Annotated in this window: 17 protein-coding genes; 7 read left to right on the top strand and 10 right to left on the bottom strand. The window is 71.3% G+C overall.

Annotated features, from left to right (window positions below; translation table 11 throughout):
- Positions 1 to 153: 153 nt before the first annotated feature.
- Positions 154 to 2,889, bottom strand: a complete 2,736-nt coding sequence (ppc, locus tag ACZ56V_RS32945; protein ID WP_398915626.1) for a phosphoenolpyruvate carboxylase — start codon at positions 2,887 to 2,889, stop codon at positions 154 to 156.
- 305 nt (positions 2,890 to 3,194) lie between these two features.
- Here ppc and ACZ56V_RS32940 point away from each other — a divergent pair, with 305 nt between their 5' ends.
- The 3 genes from ACZ56V_RS32940 to ACZ56V_RS32930 all read left to right on the top strand — a co-directional run bounded on the left by ACZ56V_RS32940 (position 3,195) and on the right by ACZ56V_RS32930 (position 6,120).
- The gene (locus ACZ56V_RS32940) at positions 3,195 to 4,205 is read left to right on the top strand and encodes an acyl-CoA desaturase (protein ID WP_398915624.1); all 1,011 of its coding nucleotides are present in this window, start codon (positions 3,195 to 3,197) and stop codon (positions 4,203 to 4,205) included.
- Positions 4,202 to 4,879, top strand: a complete 678-nt coding sequence (locus ACZ56V_RS32935; protein WP_356359206.1) for a TetR/AcrR family transcriptional regulator — start codon at positions 4,202 to 4,204, stop codon at positions 4,877 to 4,879. Before ACZ56V_RS32940 ends, ACZ56V_RS32935 begins: the two co-directional genes overlap by 4 nt.
- Before the next feature lie 65 nt (positions 4,880 to 4,944).
- Entirely contained in the window at positions 4,945 to 6,120 is a 1,176-nt protein-coding gene (locus ACZ56V_RS32930) for a CaiB/BaiF CoA transferase family protein (protein ID WP_468947314.1), read from the top strand.
- 14 nt (positions 6,121 to 6,134) lie between these two features.
- Here ACZ56V_RS32930 and ACZ56V_RS32925 read toward each other — a convergent pair whose 3' ends face one another.
- Both ACZ56V_RS32925 and ACZ56V_RS32920 read right to left on the bottom strand, forming a co-directional pair.
- Positions 6,135 to 6,512, bottom strand: a complete 378-nt coding sequence (locus ACZ56V_RS32925; protein WP_398915620.1) for a VOC family protein — start codon at positions 6,510 to 6,512, stop codon at positions 6,135 to 6,137.
- Positions 6,509 to 7,348 carry a trans-aconitate 2-methyltransferase gene (locus ACZ56V_RS32920; RefSeq protein ID WP_467379731.1) on the bottom strand — a complete coding sequence of 280 codons (840 nt, stop codon included), beginning with the start codon at positions 7,346 to 7,348 and terminating at the stop codon, positions 6,509 to 6,511. The genes ACZ56V_RS32925 and ACZ56V_RS32920 overlap by 4 nt, the downstream gene beginning before the upstream one ends.
- 119 nt (positions 7,349 to 7,467) lie before the next feature.
- Here ACZ56V_RS32920 and tamR point away from each other — a divergent pair, with 119 nt between their 5' ends.
- Positions 7,468 to 7,965: a MarR family transcriptional regulator TamR gene (gene tamR / locus ACZ56V_RS32915; protein WP_007450665.1), complete on the top strand. Its 498-nt coding sequence runs from the start codon at positions 7,468 to 7,470 to the stop codon at positions 7,963 to 7,965.
- On the opposite strand, the gene ACZ56V_RS32910 is transcribed toward tamR, so the two are convergent.
- Positions 7,924 to 8,703 carry a response regulator transcription factor gene (locus ACZ56V_RS32910; protein ID WP_398915616.1) on the bottom strand — a complete coding sequence of 260 codons (780 nt, stop codon included), beginning with the start codon at positions 8,701 to 8,703 and terminating at the stop codon, positions 7,924 to 7,926. The genes tamR and ACZ56V_RS32910 overlap by 42 nt on opposite strands.
- A 311-nt stretch (positions 8,704 to 9,014) precedes the next feature.
- Here ACZ56V_RS32910 and ACZ56V_RS32905 point away from each other — a divergent pair, with 311 nt between their 5' ends.
- Positions 9,015 to 9,470: a GNAT family N-acetyltransferase gene (locus ACZ56V_RS32905; RefSeq protein ID WP_104631852.1), complete on the top strand. Its 456-nt coding sequence runs from the start codon at positions 9,015 to 9,017 to the stop codon at positions 9,468 to 9,470.
- Between the two features lie 5 nt (positions 9,471 to 9,475).
- Here ACZ56V_RS32905 and galK read toward each other — a convergent pair whose 3' ends face one another.
- Genes galK through galT form a run of 3 tightly spaced genes read right to left on the bottom strand, consistent with a single transcriptional unit; the run spans position 9,476 to position 12,698 of the window.
- Complete coding sequence (galK, locus tag ACZ56V_RS32900) at positions 9,476 to 10,639, bottom strand: galactokinase (protein WP_398915614.1); 1,164 nt, start codon at positions 10,637 to 10,639, stop codon at positions 9,476 to 9,478.
- Positions 10,640 to 10,671: 32 nt separating this feature from the next.
- Positions 10,672 to 11,640 (bottom strand): UDP-glucose 4-epimerase GalE, encoded by a 969-nt coding sequence (gene galE / locus ACZ56V_RS32895; RefSeq protein WP_398915612.1) that lies wholly within the window; start codon positions 11,638 to 11,640, stop codon positions 10,672 to 10,674.
- Complete coding sequence (gene galT / locus ACZ56V_RS32890) at positions 11,637 to 12,698, bottom strand: galactose-1-phosphate uridylyltransferase (protein ID WP_356359222.1); 1,062 nt, start codon at positions 12,696 to 12,698, stop codon at positions 11,637 to 11,639. The genes galE and galT overlap by 4 nt, the downstream gene beginning before the upstream one ends.
- A 190-nt stretch (positions 12,699 to 12,888) precedes the next feature.
- Here galT and ACZ56V_RS32885 point away from each other — a divergent pair, with 190 nt between their 5' ends.
- The gene (locus ACZ56V_RS32885) at positions 12,889 to 14,577 is read left to right on the top strand and encodes a sodium:solute symporter family protein (protein ID WP_398915610.1); all 1,689 of its coding nucleotides are present in this window, start codon (positions 12,889 to 12,891) and stop codon (positions 14,575 to 14,577) included.
- A gap of 21 nt (positions 14,578 to 14,598) precedes the next feature.
- Positions 14,599 to 14,907, top strand: a complete 309-nt coding sequence (locus ACZ56V_RS32880) for a hypothetical protein (RefSeq protein WP_467379723.1) — start codon at positions 14,599 to 14,601, stop codon at positions 14,905 to 14,907.
- A gap of 371 nt (positions 14,908 to 15,278) precedes the next feature.
- Here the strand turns inward: ACZ56V_RS32880 and ACZ56V_RS32875 are convergent, their stop codons facing one another.
- From ACZ56V_RS32875 to ACZ56V_RS32865, 3 genes are all read right to left on the bottom strand, one after another.
- Entirely contained in the window at positions 15,279 to 15,959 is a 681-nt protein-coding gene (locus tag ACZ56V_RS32875) for a response regulator transcription factor (RefSeq protein ID WP_356359228.1), read from the bottom strand.
- 170 nt (positions 15,960 to 16,129) lie between these two features.
- Positions 16,130 to 18,013 carry an outer membrane protein assembly factor BamB family protein gene (locus tag ACZ56V_RS32870; RefSeq protein ID WP_468947308.1) on the bottom strand — a complete coding sequence of 628 codons (1,884 nt, stop codon included), beginning with the start codon at positions 18,011 to 18,013 and terminating at the stop codon, positions 16,130 to 16,132.
- Positions 18,014 to 18,083: 70 nt separating this feature from the next.
- Positions 18,084 to 19,883, bottom strand: a complete 1,800-nt coding sequence (locus ACZ56V_RS32865) for an outer membrane protein assembly factor BamB family protein (protein WP_467379720.1) — start codon at positions 19,881 to 19,883, stop codon at positions 18,084 to 18,086.
- Between the last annotated feature and the right edge of the window lie 155 nt (positions 19,884 to 20,038).

Raw genomic sequence — 20,038 nt, 5'->3', positions numbered from 1 at the left:
GGGGTGCCTCCCCCAGTCCCGGCTTCGCTCGAGCGGGAGGTACCCCCACCGCCCACCCGTGCCGCCTGGGGGTACCTCCCAGGCCGTTCAGGCACTGGGGGAGGCACGACTGCCCGCAGCGGCGGGCGACTGCTCGCCGCTGAGGCGCCGCCGTCAGCCTGTGTTGCGGAGGCCCGCTGCTACTCCGTTGACCGTGAGGAGGAGGGCGCGGGCGAGCAGCGGGTCGGGGTCCTGGCCCGCGGCGGCGGCCTCGCGCTGGCGGCCGAGGAGGGCGACCTGGAGGTAGGAGATGGGGTCGAGGTAGGCGTCGCGGATGGCGAAGGTCTGCTTGAGGACCGGGTCGGCGTCGAGGAGTTCCGTCTCGCCGGTGACGCGCAGGACCTCGCGGACCGTGAGCTCGTGTTCGGCCTTGATGGTGTCGAAGACGTGCTTGAGCTCGTCGGGGACGAGCGTGTCGACGTAGTGCTGGGCGATGCGCAGGTCGGTCTTGGCCAGCGTCATCTCCACGTTGGAGATGAAGTTGCGGAAGAAGTGCCACTGCTGGTGCATCTCGTCCAGCACGGTGTCCAGGCCGGCCTCGCGCAGGGCCTTGAGGCCGGAGCCGACGCCGTACCAGCCGGGGACGATCTGCCGGGACTGGGTCCAGCCGAACACCCACGGGATGGCGCGCAGTCCGTCGAGCGAGACGCCCGAGCCGGGGCGGCGGGAGGGCCGCGAGCCGAGGTGCAGGTCGGCGAGCTGGTCGACCGGCGTGGAGGCCAGGAAGTACGTCGGCAGGTCGGGGTCCTCGACCAGGTGCCGGTAGGCGGTGTGGGCGGCGTCGGAGACGACGTCCATCGCGGCGTCCCAGCGGGCGAGGGCCTCGTCGGACTGGCGGGGCGCGGTGTGCAGGGCGGACGCCTGGAGGGTGGCCGCGACGGTCAGCTCCAGGTTCTCCCGGGCGAGGGCCGGGATGAGGTACTTGTCGGAGATGACCTCGCCCTGCTCGGTGACCTTGATCTCGCCCTCCAGGGTGCCCCAGGGCTGGGCGAGGATGGCGTCGTGGGTGGGGCCGCCGCCGCGGCCGACGGTGCCGCCGCGGCCGTGGAAGAGGCGCAGCCGTACGCCGTAGCGGTGAGCGACGTCGCGCAGGCGGCGCTGGGCGCGGTGGATCTCCCACTGGCTGGTGGTGATGCCGCCGAACTTGGAGGAGTCGGAGTAGCCGAGCATGACCTCCTGGACGTCGCCGCGCAGGGCGACCAGTCGCCGGTAGGAGGGGTCGGCGAGGAGGTCTTCGAGGATGGTGTCGGCGGCCTTGAGCTCGTCGGTGGTCTCCAGGAGCGGCACGATGCCGATCTTGGCCCAGCCGGCGTGCAGGTCGATCAGTCCGGCCTCGCGGGCCAGCACCGCCGCGGCGAAGACGTCGTCGGCGCCCTGGCACATGGAGATGATGTAGGACTCGATGACCTCGGGGCCGAAGACCTCCAGGGCGCGGCGGACGGTCTGGAAGACGCCGAGGGTCTTCTCGCCGGGCGCGTCGACGGGGGCCGGGCTGGGAGCCAGGGGCCTGCGGGAGCGCAGCTCCTTGGCGAGGAGCTTGGTGCGGTACTCGCGGGGCATGTCGGCGTAGCGCCAGGACTCCTCGCCGAGCCGGTCGAAGAGCTGGCCGAGAGCGTGGTGGTGGGCGTCGGCGTGTTCGCGGACGTCCATGGTGGCGAGCTGGAGGCCGAAGGCGGCCAGGGTGCGGATGGTGCGGGCGAGACGGCCGTCGGCGAAGAGGCCGCCGCGGTGCTCGCGCAGGGAGGTCTGGACGATGCGCAGGTCGTCGATGAGCTGGGCGGTGCCGAGGTAGTCGCGGCCCTCTTCGTGGGCGGTGCCCTTGGCGAGGCGCTGCTTGGTGTTCTCCAGCTTCTGGCGGATGCAGGTGGTCTTGAGCCGGTAGGGCTCCTCGGCGTTGAGGCGCTTGTAGCGGGGGCTGATCTCGGGGAGCCGTTCGAGGTCGGCCTGGAGGGAGGTGAGCAGTTCCTCCGTGGCGCCCGCGTAGCGGATGGAGTTGGAGAGGAAGCCGCGCAGCTCGTCGATCATCTCCAGGGCGTCGTTGATGCCGTGTTCGTGCTGGAGGATGAGGATGTCCCAGGTCACCTGGGGGGTGACGTTGGGGTTGCCGTCGCGGTCGCCGCCGATCCAGGTGCCGAAGGTGAGGGGGCGGGTGTCGTCGGGGAGCTTGACGCCGGCCCGCTCCAGTTCGGCGGTGAGGTCTTCGAGGACGTCGCCGACGGCGCCCAGGTGCAGCTCGTCGAGGTAGTAGATGGCGTTGCGGGCCTCGTCGGCGGGCTCGGGCCGTACGACGCGCAGTTCGTCGGTCTGCCAGACCAGGTCGATGTTCTCGGCGAGCCGGGTGTCCAGGCGGCGCCGGTCGGACTCGTTGACCGGGGTGTCCAGGAGGGCCGCGATGCGGCGCAGCTTGTTGAGGACGGAGCGGCGGGCGGCCTCGGTGGGGTGCGCGGTGAAGACGGGGCGCACGTTGAGGTTGCGGACCGTCTCGCGCAGGTGCTCGGGGTCGGCGTCCTTCAGCCGGTCGGCCGTACGGGCGAGCAGCCCGCCCTCGGCCGCGCGCTTGGCGCCCAGTTCGCGGCCGCGGTGGACCTGCTCGGTGACGTTGGCGAGGTGGAAGTAGGTGGAGAAGGCGCGGACGAGCTTGGCGGCGGTCTCCAGTTCGGTGCCGCGCAGCAGTTCGGCGGCGGCCTCGCCGTCCTCGCGGGTGAGTCGGCGTACCTTCTCGACGAGTTCCAGCAGCTCGGGGCCCTCCTGCCGGACCAGGGTCTCCCCGAGGAGATCACCCAGTCGGCGGATGTCGGCGCGCAGCTCGCTGCTGGTCGTCGTGGTGGTCTGGTCGTCGGCACTGCTCACAGGTGCGGCTCCTTGCAGTGTTGAAGCTCGTCTGGGAGGGAACCCGGACGGCCGTCTCGCGCGGCGGGCGCCGCTTACCGGGCCGGACGTCCGGGAAGTAATCAGAGCGGACCGCGCTGTCCGACCGACTCCCAGGATAGGTGTCGGCCAGGACGCGCAGGCTCTGGGGCTCTTGCCGCGCGGTCACGCACTGCCATACTTACGTCGCCGTAGGTTACGGAACCGTAGGAAAACCGTGCAGGTTCCCGTAGCCCGGCACCGGCCACACCACAACGACCCCACCCTCGACCCCACAGGGGACGCGCATGACCACGAGTTCCGATGTGATCCCAGACGCTCCGCAGCCGGCCGATTCCGGCGCGGGGTCCTCCGCCACGCTGGGCGGTGAGCAGAAGCGGTCCATCGAGCAGATCACGCTGCTGCTGTTCATCATCCTTCCGTTCCTCGCGCTGGTGGCGGCGGTGCCGCTGGCGTGGGGCTGGGGCGTGAGCTGGCTGGACCTGGGATTGCTGGTCTTCTTCTACTTCCTGGGCTGCCACGGCATCACCATCGGGTTCCACCGGCACTTCACCCATGGTTCCTTCAAGGCGAAACGGCCGTTGAAGATCGCGTTGGCGATCGCGGGCTCGATGGCGGTCGAGGGGCCGCTGGTCCGCTGGGTGGCCGACCACCGCAAGCACCACAAGTTCTCCGACGACGAGGGCGACCCGCACTCGCCGTGGCGGTACGGCGAGACGGTGCCCGCCCTGATCAAGGGCCTGTGGTGGGCCCACATCGCCTGGATGTTCGACGAGGAGCAGACGCCGCAGGAGAAGTACGCGCCGGACCTGATCAAGGACCCCGCGCTGCGGGCGGTCTCCCGCCAGTTCGTCCTGTGGACCGTGGTGTCCCTGGCGCTGCCCGCACTGATCGGCGGGCTGGTCACGATGTCCTGGTGGGGCGCGTTCACCGGGTTCTTCTGGGGTTCACTCGTGCGGGTGGCGTTGCTGCACCACGTGACCTGGTCGATCAACTCGATCTGCCACGCGGTGGGCAAGCGCCCCTTCAAGTCCCGGGACCGCTCGGGCAACGTGTGGTGGCTGGCGATCCTGTCCTGCGGTGAGTCCTGGCACAACCTGCACCACGCGGACCCGACCTCGGCGCGGCACGGGGTGATGCGCGGGCAGCTCGACTCGAGTGCCCGGCTGATCCGCTGGTTCGAGCAGCTCGGGTGGGCCTATGACGTGCGCTGGCCGTCACGCTCGCGTATCGATTCGCGCCGCAACACGGACCAGGACGGCGCCCGCCGCCGGAAGGAGACGGCGAAGGCGGCATGATTGACGCCGTGGCGACCGACTCCAGCAGCACCCCGAGCAATGACAAGCCGCGGCGCACGCGTCGCACCCGGATGACCGGTGCCGAGCGCCGCGAGCAGTTGCTGGAGATCGGCCGGACCCTCTTCGCGGCGAAGGGTTTCGAGGGCACGTCGGTGGAGGAGATCGCGGCGAAGGCCGGGGTGTCCAAGCCGGTCGTGTACGAGCACTTCGGCGGCAAGGAGGGCCTGTACGCGGTGGTCGTGGACCGCGAGATGCGGCGGCTGCTCGACATGGTGACCAGCTCCCTGACGGCCGGGCACCCGCGTGAGCTGTGCGAGCAGGCCGCCTTCGCGCTCCTGGACTACATCGAGGAGTACACGGACGGCTTCCGCATCCTGGTCCGCGACTCCCCCATCCCGCAGTCGACGGGCACCTTCGCCTCGCTGATCTCGGACATCGCCACCCAGGTGGAGGACATCCTGGGCCGCGAGTTCAAGAACCGGGGCTTCGACGCCAAGCTGGCCCCGGTGTACGCGCAGGCGCTGGTGGGCATGGTGGCGCTGACCGGTCAGTGGTGGCTGGACGTGCGCCGTCCGAAGAAGGCGGAGGTGGCGGCGCACCTGGTGAACCTGGCGTGGCACGGCCTGGACGGCCTGGAGCCGAAGCCGCGGCTGATCGGGCACCGCAAGAGCTAGGTCCGCAACAGCCAGGGCCGCGAGAGTCAGGTCCGGCAAGAGCCAGGTCCGCGAGGGCAGAACACATGCAGCCACTGCGCGACGTCACCGTCGTCTCGCTGGAGCAGGCGATCGCCGCTCCCTACGCCAGCCGTCAGCTCGCCGACCTCGGCGCGCGGGTGATCAAGGTGGAGCGCCCGGGGACGGGGGACTTCGCCCGGGCGTACGACTCCCGGGTGCGGGGCCTGAGTTCGCACTTCGTGTGGGTCAACCGCAACAAGGAGTCCGTCACCCTGGACTTCAAGGACCCGCGGGGCCTGGAGCTGCTGCGCCGGCTGGTCGCGGACGCGGACGTCTTCCTGCAGAACCTGGCGCCGGGCGCCGCGGCCCGCGCCGGACTGGGCGCGCGGGAGCTGCGGGCGGCGCATCCGGGGCTGATCGTGTGCGACGTCTCCGGCTACGGCGCGCCGGGCCCCTACGCCGACCGCAAGGCGTACGACCTGCTGGTGCAGTCCGAGGCGGGGCTGCTGTCGGTCACGGGCACGCCGGACGACATGGCCAAGGCGGGGATCCCGGTGTCGGACATCGCCGCCGGGATGTACGCGTACAGCTCGATCCTGGCCGCGCTGCTGGAGCGGGGCCGTACGGGACGGGGTGCGCATCTGGACGTGTCGATGCTGGAGGCCACCGTGGAGTGGCTGGGATTTCCGCTGTACTACTCCCTCGACGGCGCGCCGCCGCCTCCCCGGGCTGGTGCCGCGCACGCGACGATCTATCCGTACGGTCCGTTCACCGCGGGCGACGGGAAGGTCGTGATGACGGCCGTGCAGAACGAGCGCGAGTGGCACGGTTTCTGCGCGGGCTTCCTGGGCCGTCCAGAGCTGGCCGGGCATCCGCACTACGCCACCAACGCGGACCGCGACGCGCACCGGGAGGAGCTGGGCGCGGTGATCTCGGCGCGGTTCGCGGAGCTGACCAGTACCGAGGCGATCGCGCTGCTCGACGCGGTGCCGGTGGCCAACGCCCGGGTGAACACGCTCACCGAGGTGTGGGACCACCCGCAGCTGGCCGCGCGCGGGCGCCTGCACGAGGTGCCCACCCCGGCCGGTCCCGTACCGGCGATGGCGCCGCCGGGACCGACCGGTCGGGCGCCGCGCATGGAGGCGGTCCCGGCGCTGGGCGAGCACACCCGCGCCGTACTCGGCGGCCTCGGCCTGTCGGAGGAGGACATCGACGCGCTCGCCGCGGACGGCGTGGTGTGAGCCCGGCCGGGTGGTCACCGGCGGGCGGGTGTGTCCGGCTCCAGGAACTCCAGGCGGTTGCCGACCGGATCGGCGCAGTGGAAGCGCCGGTGGCCGGGCAGGGCGTCGTCCCAGGTGACGGGCGTGCCGTGGGCCTCCAGGCGGGCGGCGTACGCGTCGATTCCGGTGACCCGCAGCCCGGGGTGGGCCTTGCGGGCGGGCCGGAAGCCGGTCGTCTCGACGCCCAGGTGGAGCTGGACGGGGCCGGCCTCGAACCAGCAGCCGCCGCGGGCGGCGAGCACGGGCGGCTTGGGGATCTCGGTCATGCCGAGGACGCCGGCGTAGAAGGCGCGCAGCGGCTCTTCGGCGCCGGGCGGCGCGGCGAGCTGCACGTGGTCGAGGCCGGTGATCACCGGACCGCCTCCCTCGCCGTCCCCGCGGGCTTCCGGGCGACGGCGAAGACGCGGCGGAAGGGGAAGGGGGTGCCGTGGGCCTCGGCGGGGTAGGCGGCGCGCAGGACGGCCCGGTACTCCTCGACGAACGCGTCGCGGGCCGCCCGGTCGTCGTCGAGGGCGTCCAGTACGGGCCGCAGCCCCGTTCCCTTCACCCAGTCGAGGACGGCGTCCTCACCGGGCAGCAGGTGAACGTACGTCGTCTCCCAGACGTCGGCGGCGCAGCCGGCGGCGGTCAGGCGGGCCAGGTAGCCCTCGGGGGTGAGGACGGCGTCGTCGTGGCGCAGGACGCCGTCGAGGCGGTCCCGCCAGCGCCGGGAGCCGGCCAGCTCGCGCATCAGGCGGTGGCTGGGGGCGTCGAAGTTGCCGGGCACCTGGAGGGCGAGGGTGCCGCCGGGGGCGAGGCGGTCGATCCAGTCGGGGAAGCGGTCGGCGTGGCCGGGGACCCACTGGAGGGTGGCGTTGCTGACGAGGAGGTCGAACGGCTCGTCCGGGGTCCAGGTGCGGGCGTCGGCGGGGGCGAAGTCGAGGTGGCCGCCGCCGGGGGTGGGGCCGGCGTACTGCCGGGCCCGTTCGAGCATCGGTGGCGAGTTGTCGTAGCCGGTGACGCGGGCGGTGGGCCAGCGGTCGGCGAGCAGGACGGTGACGTTGCCCGGTCCGCAGCCGAGGTCGGCGATGCGGGGCGCGTCCGCGGGGAGGTCCGGGATCCGGGCGAGGAGGTCGGTGAAGGGGCGGGCGCGGTGGCCGGCGTGGCGCAGGTACTGGGCGGGGTCCCAGGTGGGGGCGGTGGCGGGCATGGAGCCTCCAGAGGGTGTCCGTGCGGGACGGGTACCCAGCGTCACCCGCGAAGTATCTCGACGTCAAGACAGTTGACCTCAAGAGACTTCACGTCGACACAACCACTACACTGATCGTCATGGAGGACGAGGTCGATCGGCTGGTCGCAGCGTGGCGCCGGGAGCGCCCGGACCTCGACGTGGAACCGCTCGAGGTGCTGAGCCGTGTCAGCAGGCTGGCCCGGCACCTGGACCGCGCACGCCGGCTGGCCTTCTCCGAACACCAGCTGGAGCCGTGGGAGTTCGACGTGCTGACGGCGCTGCGCCGCGCGGGCACCCCATACCAGCTCTCCCCGGGACAGCTTCTCACCCAGACCCTGGTCACGTCGGGCACGATGACCAACCGGATCGACCGGCTGGCGAAGAAGGGCCTGGTGGAGCGCCTGCCCGACCCCAGCGACCGGCGCGGCGTCCTGGTCCGGCTCACCGACGAGGGCCGGGACCGCGCCGACCAGTCGCTGGCGGGCCTGCTGGCCCAGGAGCGCGCGATCCTGGGCGAGCTCTCCCGCGCCCAGCGCAGCGAACTGGCGGCGCTGCTACGCCAGCTGACCGCCCCGTTCGACAACATCCCCGGCTGAGGGCCCGTCCAGGTCCGCCGGTCCCACCCCCGCCCTCCGCGCCAGCGCCACGGCGGCCAGGGTGGAGTGGACGCCCAGCTTGCCCAGGACGTTCTGCATGTGGGTGCGCACCGTGTGCGGGGACAAGAACAGCCGCTCGGCGACCGCCTTGCGGCCGAGTCCGGCGACCATGCAGCGCAGCACCTCGCGCTCGCGCGGGGTCAGCGACTCCACCAGCAGCTCGCTCTCGGTGCGGTGCTTGCGGGCCGCGGTCAGCTCACGCAGGACGCCGGTGAGCAGGGCGGGCGGCAGGTGCGTCTCGTCGCGCAGGACGCCCCGGATGACGCTGAGCAGCCGGGACAGGGAGCAGTCCTTGGCCACCCACCCACAGGCCCCGGCCCCCAGGGCGAGGGCCGCCCGCCGGGGGTCGTCCTTCTCGGCGAGGACGACGATCCGCACGCCCGGCTGTCCCGACCGCACCCCGGCGACCAGCGAGATCCCGTCCACCAGGCCGTCCTCGTTGCCGTCCCGCACGGGCACGGCGGGCCGGGCGCCGGGCACCCGGCCGCCCAGGTCGGCGTCGACGAGCAGCACGTCGAACCGCCGTCCCTCGGAGGCGGCCCGCTCCAGGCAGCGCAGTGCGGCCGGACCGCTGCCGGCCGCGGAGACGTCGACGTCGGGCTCGGCGGCCAGGGCGGCCGCGAGCGACTCGGCGAAGATGCGATGGTCGTCGACGACCAGGACTCGGATACGAACCACGAAACCCCCTCCCCCGCGCTCCGCGAGGAGCAGGGGATACCCATCGTCTGTCCATCCTCGGACGACGGCACCGGCACGGGTACGAAGCCCAGGGCCCCGCGTCCAGCTGTGCTGTTGTGCTCGGTGCTCCGGGACGGGCCGCCGCAGCCGCACGACCGCCGCCGTGCGGTAACCGCTGTCCCCGCTCCGGGCGCCGTACCCGGCTGTCTCGCCCCCTGAACGGCCCCGGCCCCCACCGGTGCTGCTCATCAGAGTACGGACGGGCGCCGGGAGCGGAAGGCTATTTGCAGAACTGACTCCGCGGCACGTTTATGGTGAGCCGCATGTTTCGTCTTGTGACAGAAGTCGACAAGGAACGGCGCGATCTGCTGCGCACCCGCCTGCGGGAGACGAACACAGCGGCCTCCTCCGTCCTGCGTTCCCTGCGCGGGACCCCTCACGAACGCGAATTCCCCCTGCACGTCTGGGTCCTGGACCGCACCGGCGGCCTGGCGGGCGGCCTGGTCGGCCACACCTGGGCGACCTGGCTGCACGTGACCTACCTGTGGGTGGACGGCGGCCACCGGGGCGCGGGTCTCGGCTCCGCCCTCCTCGACGAGGCGGAACGCACCGCCCGCACCGAACGCGGCTGCGCCGCCGCCCGCGTGGAGACCTGGGACTTCCAGGCCCCCGGCTTCTACACGAAGCGCGGCTACGACGTCATGTGCGTGATCCCCGACTACCCGCCGGGGATCACGGAGTACACACTGGTGAAGCGGCTCGGCTGACCGGCTCAGACCAGGCGCCGCGCCCCCGGCGAGGGCACCGCCTCGAAGATCCGCGGGGTCTTGAAGGACGCCGTCGCGAAGGCGTTCTCGATGGCCTTGGTGACGGCGTCCACGTCGGTGGCCTCCACCAGGACGATCGCCGAGCCGCCGAAGCCGCCGCCGGTCATCCGGGCGCCGAGGGCGCCGGAGGCGAGGGCCGTGTCGACGACCAGGTCCAGCTCGGGGCAGGAGATGCGGAAGTCGTCGCGCAGCGAGGCGTGGCCCTCGACGAGGACGGGGCCGATGGCCCGGGTGTCGCCGGACTCCAGCAGCGCCACCACCCGCTCGACGCGCTCGTCCTCGGTCACCACGTGCCGGACCAGGCGGCGCACCTCCTCCTCGTCGCCCAGCCGCTCCAGCGCCGCGTCCAGGTCGGCGTAGGGCACGTCGCGCAGCGCGTCGACGCCGAGCAGCGCGGCGCCCTTCTCGCAGCCGGCGCGGCGCTTGCCGTACTCGCCCTCGCTGTGGGAGTGCTTGACCCGGGTGTCGACGACCAGCAGGCGCATGCCCTCGGCGGCGAGGTCGAAGGGGATCTGGCGCTGGGAGAGGTCGCGGGTGTCGAGGAACAGGGCGTGGCCCGCCTCGCAGCAGGCGGAGGCCGTCTGGTCCATGATGCCGACGGGGGCGCCGACGTAGACGTTCTCCGCGCGCTGGCACAGGCGGGCCAGCTGCCAGCCGCGCAGGCCGAGGGAGTACAGGTCGTTCAGCGCCAGGGCGACGACGACCTCCAGGGCCGCCGAGGACGAGAGCCCCGCGCCGGACGGGACCGTCGAGGTCAGATGGACGTCGGCGCCGGTCAGTTCGTGGCCCGCCTCGCGCAGCGCCCAGACGACGCCCGAGGGGTAGGCGGTCCAGGACTTGTCCGAGCCGGGGGTCAGGTCGGCGACGCGCAGCTCGACCGGGCCGGCGTCGGTGTCGGCCGAGTGCAGGCGAAGGACGCCGTCGTCGCGCCGGGAGACGGCCGCGACGGCCTGGTGCGGCAGGGCGAACGGCATCACGAAGCCGTCGTTGTAGTCGGTGTGTTCGCCGATCAGGTTCACCCGGCCCGGCGCCGCCCACACCCCCTCCGGCTCCGCCCCGTACAGCTCCCGGAACCGCTCGCCGACGGTCCCCGTGACAGCCTCGCCCATGCCCTGACCCCTCGCCCTTCCGGTAACTGCGGTTAGTACTGGCCCGCGCGCCGCTGCGCGAACTCCCACGCGTCCGACACGATCCCCGCGAGGTCCGCGCGGGACGGGTTCCAGCCCAGTTTCTCCCGGGCGGTGTCCGCCGACGCCACCAGGACCGCCGGGTCGCCGCCCCGGCGCGGGGCCACGACCTCGGGGATCGGGTGGCCGGTCACCCGGCGGACCGTCTCGACGACCTCGCGGACGGAGAAGCCGTTGCCGTTGCCCAGGTTGCAGATGAGGTGCTCGCCCGGGGTGGCGGCCGCCACGGCCAGCAGGTGGGCCTCGGCCAGGTCGGCGACGTGGATGTAGTCGCGCACACAGGTGCCGTCCGGCGTCGGGTAGTCGTCGCCGTAGACGGAGATGGCCTCCCGCCTGCCCTGCGCCACCTGGAGGACCAGCGGGATCAGGTGCGACTCGGGGTCGTGGCGCTCGCCGTACTCCCCGTACGCGCCCGCGACGTTGAAGTAGCGCAGCGAGACCGCGCCGAGGCCGTGGGCCGCCGCCTCGCCGGTGATCATGTGGTCGACGGCCAGCTTCGAGGCACCGTACGGGTTCGTGGGCCTGGTCGGCGCGGACTCGACGATCGGGACCTGCTCGGGCTCGCCGTACGTGGCGGCCGTGGAGGAGAAGACGAGCCGCCGCACGCCCGCGCCCCGCATGGCCTCCAGCAGGGCCATGGTCCCGCCGACGTTGTTGTCCCAGTACTTCTCGGGCTTCACGACCGACTCGCCGACCTGGGAGAAGGCGGCGAAGTGCAGCACGCCGTCGAACGAGGCGTCCAGCCACTTGGCGGCGTCGCGGATGTCACCCTCGATGAACGAGGCACCGGCCGGCACACCTTCGCGGAAGCCGGTCGACAGGTTGTCGAGCACGACGACCTCGTGCCCCGCCTCCAACAGATGCTGGGCGACGACGCTGCCGACGTATCCGGCGCCACCTGTCACCAGGTACTTCCCGCTCATGAACTCGCTACCTCTCGCAGTCGCTCGGCCGCGCGCTCCGGGGGCACGTCGTTGATGAACACGTTCATGCCGGACTCGGAGCCCGCGAGGAACTTCAGCTTGCCGGACGTACGGCGAATGGTGAAAAGCTCCAGGTGCAGCGCGAAGTCGTCCCGCGTCACGCCCTCGAACTCCTCCAGCTGCCCGAACGGGGCCTGGTGCCAGGCCGCGATGTAGGGCGTCGGCGGTTCCCCCTCGCCGAAGATCCGGTCGAAGCGCCTCAACAGTTCCAGGTAGACCTTGGGGAATTCTGTGCGCGCCGCCTCGTCGAGACCGAGCAGGTCGGGCACCCGCCGCTTCGGGTAGAGGTGCACCTCGTACGGCCAGTGCGCGGCGTACGGCACGAAGGCGGCCCAGTGTTCGCCCTCCAGGACGACCCGCTCACCGGCCAGCTCGTCCTCCAGCACGGCGTCGAACAGGTTCTCCCCGCCCGTCGCGTCCTTGTGGGCGGCGAGTGACCGGAGCATCAGGGCGGTGCGGGGGGTGGTGAACGGGTAGGCGTAGATCTGCCCGTGCGGGTGACCCAGCGTCACCCCGATCTCGGCGCCCCGGTTCTCGAAGCAGAACACCTGTTCAACGGAGGGCAGATGGGACAGCTCGGAGGTGCGGTCCGTCCAGGCGTCGAGCACGAGCCGGGCCTGCTCCTCGCCCAGGTCGGCGAAGGAGGCGTCGTGGTCGGAGGTGAAGCAGACGACCTCGCAGCGGCCGGAGTCGCCGGCCAGCGAGGGAAAGCGGTTCTCGAAGACCACCACGTCGTACGACGAGTCCGGGATCTCGCTCAGCCGCTCCCCGTCCGACGGGCACAGCGGGCACTGGTCGGCCGGCGGATGGTAGGTGCGCCCCTGGCGGTGCGAGGCGACGGCGACCGAGTCGCCGAGCAGCGGATCGCGGCGCACCTCGGAGGTGGTGACGGTCCGCTCCAGCGGACGGCGGTCCACGGCGTCGCGCACGGTGTCGTCGCGAAGGTCGTAGTAGACCAGCTCACGGCCGTCCGCCAGCCGGGTCGAGGTCTTCTTCACTGCCGCACTCCTCTGCACCCACCCATGACAGTCACCAGTCATCCAACACAATCAAACATAACACATCACAACTCACCAACCCCGGTGGCACATCACAATCAAACAAAGTTCATCACCATAAGTGTTCAATTACTGAACGCGGAGGCGTAGGTTCCGCTGCGGATCAGTTCGCGAACGAAGCGAGTGCTTAATGCAAACCCCCACAAGCTCCACTTATCTAGCCGCAGAGCTTCGACTCCCCACCAACTGGCTCGACTACACGATCCTCGGGATCTACTTCGTGGTCGTCCTGGGCATCGGCTTCGCCGCCCGCCGCTCGGTCAAGACCAGCCTGGACTTCTTCCTGTCCGGCCGCTCCCTGCCCGCCTGGGTCACCGGCCTCGCCTTCGTCGCGGCCAACCTGGGCGCCACCGAGATCCTCGGCATGGCCGCCAACAGCGCCCAGTACGGCGTCTACACGACCCACTGGTACTGGATCGGCGCCATCCCGGCGATGGTCTTCCTCGGCCTGGTGATGATGCCGTTCTACTACGGCTCGAAGGTCCGCTCGGTCCCGGAGTTCCTCCTGCTCCGCTTCGACAAGGCCTCCCACCTCCTCAGTTCGGCCCTGTTCGCCATCGCCGCCATCCTGATCGCCGGGGTGAACCTCTACGCCCTCGCGATCGTCGTCGAGGCGCTCCTCGGCTGGCCGGAGTGGGTGGCCATCGTGGTGGCCGGCTTCTTCGTCCTGGCGTACATCACCCTGGGCGGCCTCTCCTCGGCCATCTACAACGAGGTGCTCCAGTTCTTCGTGATCCTGGCCGGCCTGATCCCGATCACCATCCTGGGCCTGAAGAAGGTCGGCGGCTGGGACGGCCTGTCCGACTCCCTCTCCAAGTCCCACGGCTCCGACTTCATGACGGCGTGGGGCGGCACGGGCATCGGCAGCGAGAACCCGCTGGGCGCCAACTGGCTGACCATCGTCCTGGGCCTCGGCTTCGTTCTCTCCTTCGGCTACTGGACGACGAACTTCGCGGAGGTCCAGCGCGCCCTGTCCGCGAAGAACCTCTCGGCGGCCCAGCGCACCCCGCTGATCGCCGCCTTCCCGAAGATCTTCATCGTCTTCGTCGTCATGATCCCGGGCCTGGTCGCCGCGGTCCTCGTCCCGAAGATCGGCACCCCCGGCTCGGACCTCCAGTACAACGACGCGATCCCGTACCTGATGCAGCAACTGCTGCCCAACGGCGTCCTGGGCATCGCGGTGACCGGCCTGCTGGCCGCGTTCATGGCCGGCATGGCGGCCAACATCTCCTCCTTCAACACCGTCTTCACCACCGACATCTGGCAGAAGTACGTGGTGAAGGACCGCGAGGACGGCTACTACGTCCGCTTCGGCCGCCTGATCACGGTGATCGGCGTCCTGGCCTCCATCGGCACGGCGTTCCTGGCCTCGTCCTTCTCCAACATCATGAGCTACCTCCAGACGCTCTTCTCCTTCTTCAACGTGCCGATGTTCGTGGTCTTCATCATCGGCATGTTCTGGAAGCGCGCGTCGATGAAGTCCGGCTTCTGGGGGCTGATCGCGGGCACGACCGCCGCGATGGTGAACTACTTCGTCATCTACAAGCAGGGCATCATCGACATCCCCTCCGACCAGGGCGCCAACTTCGTCTCCGCGATCGCGGGCTTCGTCGCCGGTGCGGTGGTCATGGTCGCCGTGTCCCTGTTCACCAAGCCGAAGCCGGTCGCCGATCTCCAGGGCCTGGTCTACGGCACCACCTCCCCCGGCATGTCGGAGGCGCCCGCCGAGGGCGACGACGCGTGGTACCGCAAGCCGGCGCTGCTGGGCTGGGGGGCGGTCGTCCTGGCCGCCGCCTGCTACATCCCGTTCTCGTTCTGATCGCGGGAGGATTGAGAGAGCATGTCTGATTCCTACTCCGACAAGAACGTCCAGGACGAGGTCTCCGAGCTGGAGACCAAGTCCGTCACCGCCGCGCGGCTGTTCGACATCCGGCGGATCATCGGCGGGCTGTTCGTGATCTACGGCGTGATCGTGACGATCGCGGGCTTCGCGGCGTCCGACGAGGACATCGACAAGGCGCAGGGGGTGAACATCAATCTGTGGACCGGGATCGGGATGCTGGTCCTCGGGCTCTTCTTCCTGGTCTGGCTGAAGCTGAGGCCGACGGCTCCGCCGACGCCGCCGGTGGAGGAGGCCGCGAAGGAGTAACGGTGTCTTGGTGACGCCGCCCAGTGCACCGGTGCTTGACCGGCGCCCGGGGTGGGTGTGGGCGCGCGGGTGGGTCGCGGCCCGGCGCTGCCGGGGTGCCGCTGCGCCCACCCGTGCCGCCTGGGGGTACCTCCCAGGCCGTTCAGGCACTGGGGGAGGCACGACTGCCCGCAGCTAGGTAGGTACGGCGCGAAGGGGTCGTGTCGGGGGGTGTCCGCCCGCAGCGGTTGGCGCGTCAACGCCCTCAGCCCCCGTAACCGACCGATTCCGCGCCGTTCCGAGGACGGACACCCCCCGGCGCGGCCCCGAGACCCCCAGACAACGCACCGCGCACCCCCACCGAACCCGCACAGGCGCCGCAGGCACCGCGCTCAACCGCCGGAGGCCCTTGCCCCCGCCCGGTCCAGCAACCCCGTCCGCGCGGCCAGTGCCGCGGCCTCCAGACGCGAGCCCACGCCCAGTTTCATCAGGACCCGCTGGACATGCGTACGCGCCGTCGACGGAGCGATCCCCATCCCCGCCGCGATCAGCCGCGTGTCCTCGCCGTCCGCGACCCGCACCAGCACCTCCACCTCCCGGGGCGTGAGCATCTGCAACAGCCGCTGCCCCTCGTCGTCGGGCTGCGCAGCCGGGTTCAGCAGCTCGCCGAAGGCCCCCTGCAACAGCGCGGGCGCCACCGCCGCCTCCCCCGCCCGCGCCTTCATGATCGCCCGCTCGACACCCTCTATGCGCTCGTCGTGCCGTACGTACCCCGACGCCCCCGACGCGAACGCCGCCGCGATGCCGCGAGGGCTCGGCACCGGGCCCAGCACCAGCATCGCCACCTGCGGACGCTCCCGCTTGATCCGCACCACCGGGTCGAAGATTCCCGGCTCCGCCGGTGTCGCCGTACCCAGCAGGCACACCTCCGGCGCCCGGCTGATCACCAGCTCCGCCGCCCCCGCGGCCGGTGCCGCCGCGGCCAGCACCCGGTGCCCCCGCAGCTTCAGCGCCGAGGCCAGCGCCTCGGCGTGCAATCGGTGATCGTCGACCACCATGAGCCGTACTCCCATGGAGCAACCCCCCAGTCACCCAGTCCCCGGCACCCATGCCCCCGGCATGCCCCGGAAGCTACACGCTAGCCCGTCCGGGCGCTGCCCCTACCGGCGACAACCACCCCACAAATGCGCGGCCCCGCCCCTGCGGAAGCAGGGACGGGGCCGGGGCCGGGATCCGGACCGGTTCAGCCGCTGGTGCCGAACCCGATCGCCAGGTACTCCTTCTCGTCCGCACTGCTCGGCTCGCTGGCGTACACCTGCGACATGTACAGGTGCCCCTGCGAGTAGAGCAGCTCGGAGTAGTCCGGCGACATGCTGGACTCCACGTCCCGCACCGCCTCCGTCGCCGGGTTCTCCAGCAGCGTCGTCTGCTTGAACGTCGCGCCGTCGATGCTCACGACCTGCCCGCCCTTGTCGTACGGCGGGCGCTTGTAGGCGATCACGTTGCCGCCGTCCATGCGCAGCGGGGTGATCGTGTAGTCGTCGCCGGAGTCCGCGCGCTGGCCGGTCTGCTTGCCGGTGGCCAGGTCGAAGGCGACGACCTCGTTGGCCCGGCTGTACGACTCGCCGCTGCCCTCGTGCTCCTCGGTCGCGATGTAGAGCTTGCCGTTGCCGGCCGCGAGCCCGTTGCAGCTCTCGGTCTTGGTGATGCTGTCGCAGCGGGCCGCGAACTGGTCGCCGGGGGCCGAGATGCGGGTGAGCAGCTTGCCGGTCTTGTTGTCGATGGAGAAGAAGTCCGAGATGCCGCTGCCGTCACCGGCGGAGTCACCGACGTCGGCGGCCACGACCAGCGGTTCCGTCGACACGACGCCCGCGTACTCGATGCCCTTGGCCATCTTGTACTCGGAGAGCACCTTCCCGCTCTTCGGGTCGATGGTCTGGATGTTCAGCTGGCGGGCGTCGTACGAGCCGCACTTGCGCACCGCGACCAGCTTCTCGCCACCGCCGTAGCCCGCGTCGTAGCAGGTGTCGGTGGTCTTCGGGGACCACAGGATGTCGCCCTTGGCGATGTCGAAGGCGACGCCGCCGTCGGTGCTGCCCGCGGCGACGGTGTCCCCGCTGATCGTGACGTTGTCGAAGGAGATCGGTTCGTCACCGGCGGTCTTGGTCCACACCTTCTTCCCGGCGTCCAGGTCGAGGACCGCGACCTGGGTGCAGCCGTGCGAGGGCTCGGCCTTGGTCGGCATGGCGGGCTGGTGGACGATCACCGTCTTGTTGTCGTCGGTGACGTGCCGGGTGGTCGCGCAGACGGGACCGTCCAGCTTGATGGTCCACTTCTTGCTGCCCTTGTCGGGGTCGTACCCGACGACCTCGGCGACGCCGCTCTTGGCGTACACCTTGTCGGTGAGCCACGAGCCGGAGACGACGACGCTGCTGTCCTCCTTGCTCACCGAGGGCATCGGGACCTGGAAGAGGACCTTCGAGGCCGGGTCGGCGGGCGCCTTCTCCTGGGCGCCGGAGGTCTTGCCGCCGTCGCCGCCCTTCTGGTCGGTACCGCCGTCGCCGCCCGTGCCGCCGCTGGAGCCGGCGGTGTCGTCCTTGCCCCCGTCGTCGGAGGAACCGGCGTACCAGACCCCGCCGCCGATGATCAGCGCGATCGCGACGACGGCGGACACGATGATCGCGACCTGCGCGTTGATCTTCCGCCCGCCGCCCGGCCCCGCGGCCTGCGGCTGCATGGGCATGGTGGACGGCGGCTGATAGCCGTATCCGGGCTGGCCCGGCTGACCGTAGGGCGGCGTCGGCTGCCCGTACGGCCCGGGCTGACCGGGCTGACCCGGGTAGCCGTACCCGGGCTGGGGCTGCGGCGGCGTCTGCGGATACCCGTACCCCGGCTGCTGGGGCGGCGGCCCCGCCGGCGGCGTGGGCGGAGCCGCGGGCGCCTGCGGCGGGGTCTGCGGGGGCGTCTGCGGATAGCCGTAGCCCGGCCCGGGCGCCTTGCCGAGGTCGGGCCCCGAGGGCGGCGTGGGCGGCTGCGGTGCGGGCTGCTGCGGCGGCTGGTTCTGCGGCGGGCCGAAACCGCCCCCCTGCGGGGGCTGGTTGGGCGGCGGGGGCGGCGGCTGGGTCATGACGTGAGCACCTCGGAGAGCGGGGACGACGGGGACGGAACGGGCCGCGGGAGCGCGGCCGGAGAAGAGGTCACTTGCCGTAGGCGAGCATCAACTTCTCCTTCGACTCGTCGTTCCCGGTCAGGCGGGTGCTGGAGATGAAGAACCGCCCGTCGACCCAGTCGATGTCCTTGGAGTAGAAGCCGTTCTCGATGTCCGCGACGCCCTGCGGGTTCTGCAGCAGCTTGGCCGGCTTGTGGCTGCTGCCGCCGGTCGGGATGGACACGACCTGCCCGCCCGCGTCGTAGGACGGCTGGACGTACGCGATGAGCTGGTCGCCCTCGACCTTCATCGGCATCATCGACTCGTCCGCGGGGGACTTGGTGCGCCACTTCTCCTTGCCGGTGGCGAGGTTGATCGCGACGATCTCGTTGGCGCCGCTGGTCGCCTCGGTCGGCAGGTAGAGCGTGCCCGCGGCGACCGCCACGCCCGAGCAGCCCTGGAGATCGCGTTCGAGGATGGCCCAGCCGCACTCGGGGGCGAAGTCCTCGTCGACGCCGACCTGTTCCTGGACCTTGCCGGCGGAGGTGAAGCTGGAGATGTTCCAGACCTTCTTGTCCTCGTTGGTGGCGTAGACGACCAGCGGGTCGACGGAGTAGGCGCGGGCGATCCGCCAGTCCTTCTCGTACTTGTAGGTCCACAGGACCTTGCCGGTCTTCGGGTCCAGGCCCTGGAGCTCGTCGTGCGCGTTGTTGCCGCCGGCGCCGCAGGAGGCGACCTGGACGAGCTTGGTCGCGCTGCCCGCGAACCCGGCCGGGAAGCAGGCGTCGCCGTACTTCTTCTTGTCGTACAGCTTCTTGCCGCTGCGGACGTCGTAGGCGGTGCCGGACTGGGAGCGGCCGACCATCAGGATGTCGCCGCTGAGCGAGAGTTCGACGGAGAGCGTGGAGTCGAACAGGTCGCCGTCGGCGACCTCCTCGGACCAGCCCTTGTCGCCGGTGGCGAGGTCGATCTCCTGGAGCTTGTTGCACTTGGCGCGGTCGCTGGAGCCACTCATGTAGGCGACGACGATCTTGTCGTCGGCCGTCTTCTCGGGAGTGACCGAGCAGATCTTCTCCGGGAAGGCGATCGGGTCCCAGGCGGGCTTTCCGTCGCCGACGTTGTAGGCGAAGACCTGCTTGTACGCAGCCTTCACCGCGGCCTTGCCGGTGATCCACATGCCGTCGGCGTCGGCGCCGGAACCGGGGGCGTCGGGCGCCTCCTTGTACCAGAGCACCTTGGACTCGCCGGCCTGGCGGCCCTCGTTGAGGTCCTCGGGGTCCTCGCCGCCGTCGCCGCTGCCGTCACCGGGGTTGACCGGGGCGCCGCCCTTGGAGCCGGAGGGCTTGGGGTCGTCGGTCTTGGCGACGACGGGCTTCTTGTTCTTCTCGTCGTCACCGCCGCTCGCGGTGACCGCCCACACGCTGCCGCCGATGACGAGCAGGGCCAGGGCCGCGGCTCCGATGGCGAGGGCGGGCTTGCCCTTGAAGGGGTTGCGCGAGCCGGGACCGCCGGGCGGCGGCGTACCGGGGGCGCCGGGGTAGCCGGGGTACTGCTGCTGCGGGTAGCCGTAGCCGGGCTGCTGGCCGTACGGCCCGGGCTGCTGCGGCTGGGCGTACGGACCGGAGTTGTACGGTCCGGGCTGCGCGTACGGCCCCGGCTGGGCGGGCTGCCCCGGCTGCCCCGGCTGACCGGGCTGCTGCGGATAGCCGTAGCCCGGCTGCTGCGGCGGCGGGCCGGGCGGCGGGCCCTGCGGAGGCGGCGGGGTCGGCGCCCCGAAACCTCCCGGCGGCGGGTCCTGCGGTGCTCCGAAGCCACCCGGCTGCGGCGGCTGATTCGGCGGCTGGCTCATCAGCGCGTTCCCCCTTATTACTCACTGATTTTTAGCCACGCCCCGGGTCACGCGCTGGCCCCGGAGTCGTCGTAGGCATTCGTTCCACATGCCTCGGACCGCCCTGGGACAGTCCTCGGACGGCCTTTCTATCACCCACGGCCAACCGCCCACCG

It is taken from the genome of Streptomyces sp. NPDC034099, assembly GCF_055575415.1.
This window is presented reverse-complemented; position numbering and strand designations above follow the sequence as displayed.

Bases quoted from the DNA above. Each gene is read 5' to 3' on its own strand.
- ACZ56V_RS32940 (WP_398915624.1), top strand. From the start codon at position 3,195: ATGACCACGAGTTCCGATGTGATCCCAGACGCTCCGCAGCCGGCCGAT.
- ACZ56V_RS32935 (WP_356359206.1), top strand. From the start codon at position 4,202: ATGATTGACGCCGTGGCGACCGACTCCAGCAGCACCCCGAGCAATGAC.
- ACZ56V_RS32930 (WP_468947314.1), top strand. From the start codon at position 4,945: ATGCAGCCACTGCGCGACGTCACCGTCGTCTCGCTGGAGCAGGCGATC.
- ACZ56V_RS32920 (WP_467379731.1), bottom strand. From the start codon at position 7,348: ATGCCCGCCACCGCCCCCACCTGGGACCCCGCCCAGTACCTGCGCCAC.
- tamR (WP_007450665.1), top strand. From the start codon at position 7,468: ATGGAGGACGAGGTCGATCGGCTGGTCGCAGCGTGGCGCCGGGAGCGC.
- ACZ56V_RS32905 (WP_104631852.1), top strand. From the start codon at position 9,015: ATGGTGAGCCGCATGTTTCGTCTTGTGACAGAAGTCGACAAGGAACGG.
- galK (WP_398915614.1), bottom strand. From the start codon at position 10,639: ATGGGCGAGGCTGTCACGGGGACCGTCGGCGAGCGGTTCCGGGAGCTG.
- galE (WP_398915612.1), bottom strand. From the start codon at position 11,640: ATGAGCGGGAAGTACCTGGTGACAGGTGGCGCCGGATACGTCGGCAGC.
- ACZ56V_RS32885 (WP_398915610.1), top strand. From the start codon at position 12,889: ATGCAAACCCCCACAAGCTCCACTTATCTAGCCGCAGAGCTTCGACTC.
- ACZ56V_RS32880 (WP_467379723.1), top strand. From the start codon at position 14,599: ATGTCTGATTCCTACTCCGACAAGAACGTCCAGGACGAGGTCTCCGAG.
- ACZ56V_RS32875 (WP_356359228.1), bottom strand. From the start codon at position 15,959: ATGGGAGTACGGCTCATGGTGGTCGACGATCACCGATTGCACGCCGAG.
- ACZ56V_RS32870 (WP_468947308.1), bottom strand. From the start codon at position 18,013: ATGACCCAGCCGCCGCCCCCGCCGCCCAACCAGCCCCCGCAGGGGGGC.
- ACZ56V_RS32865 (WP_467379720.1), bottom strand. From the start codon at position 19,883: ATGAGCCAGCCGCCGAATCAGCCGCCGCAGCCGGGTGGCTTCGGAGCA.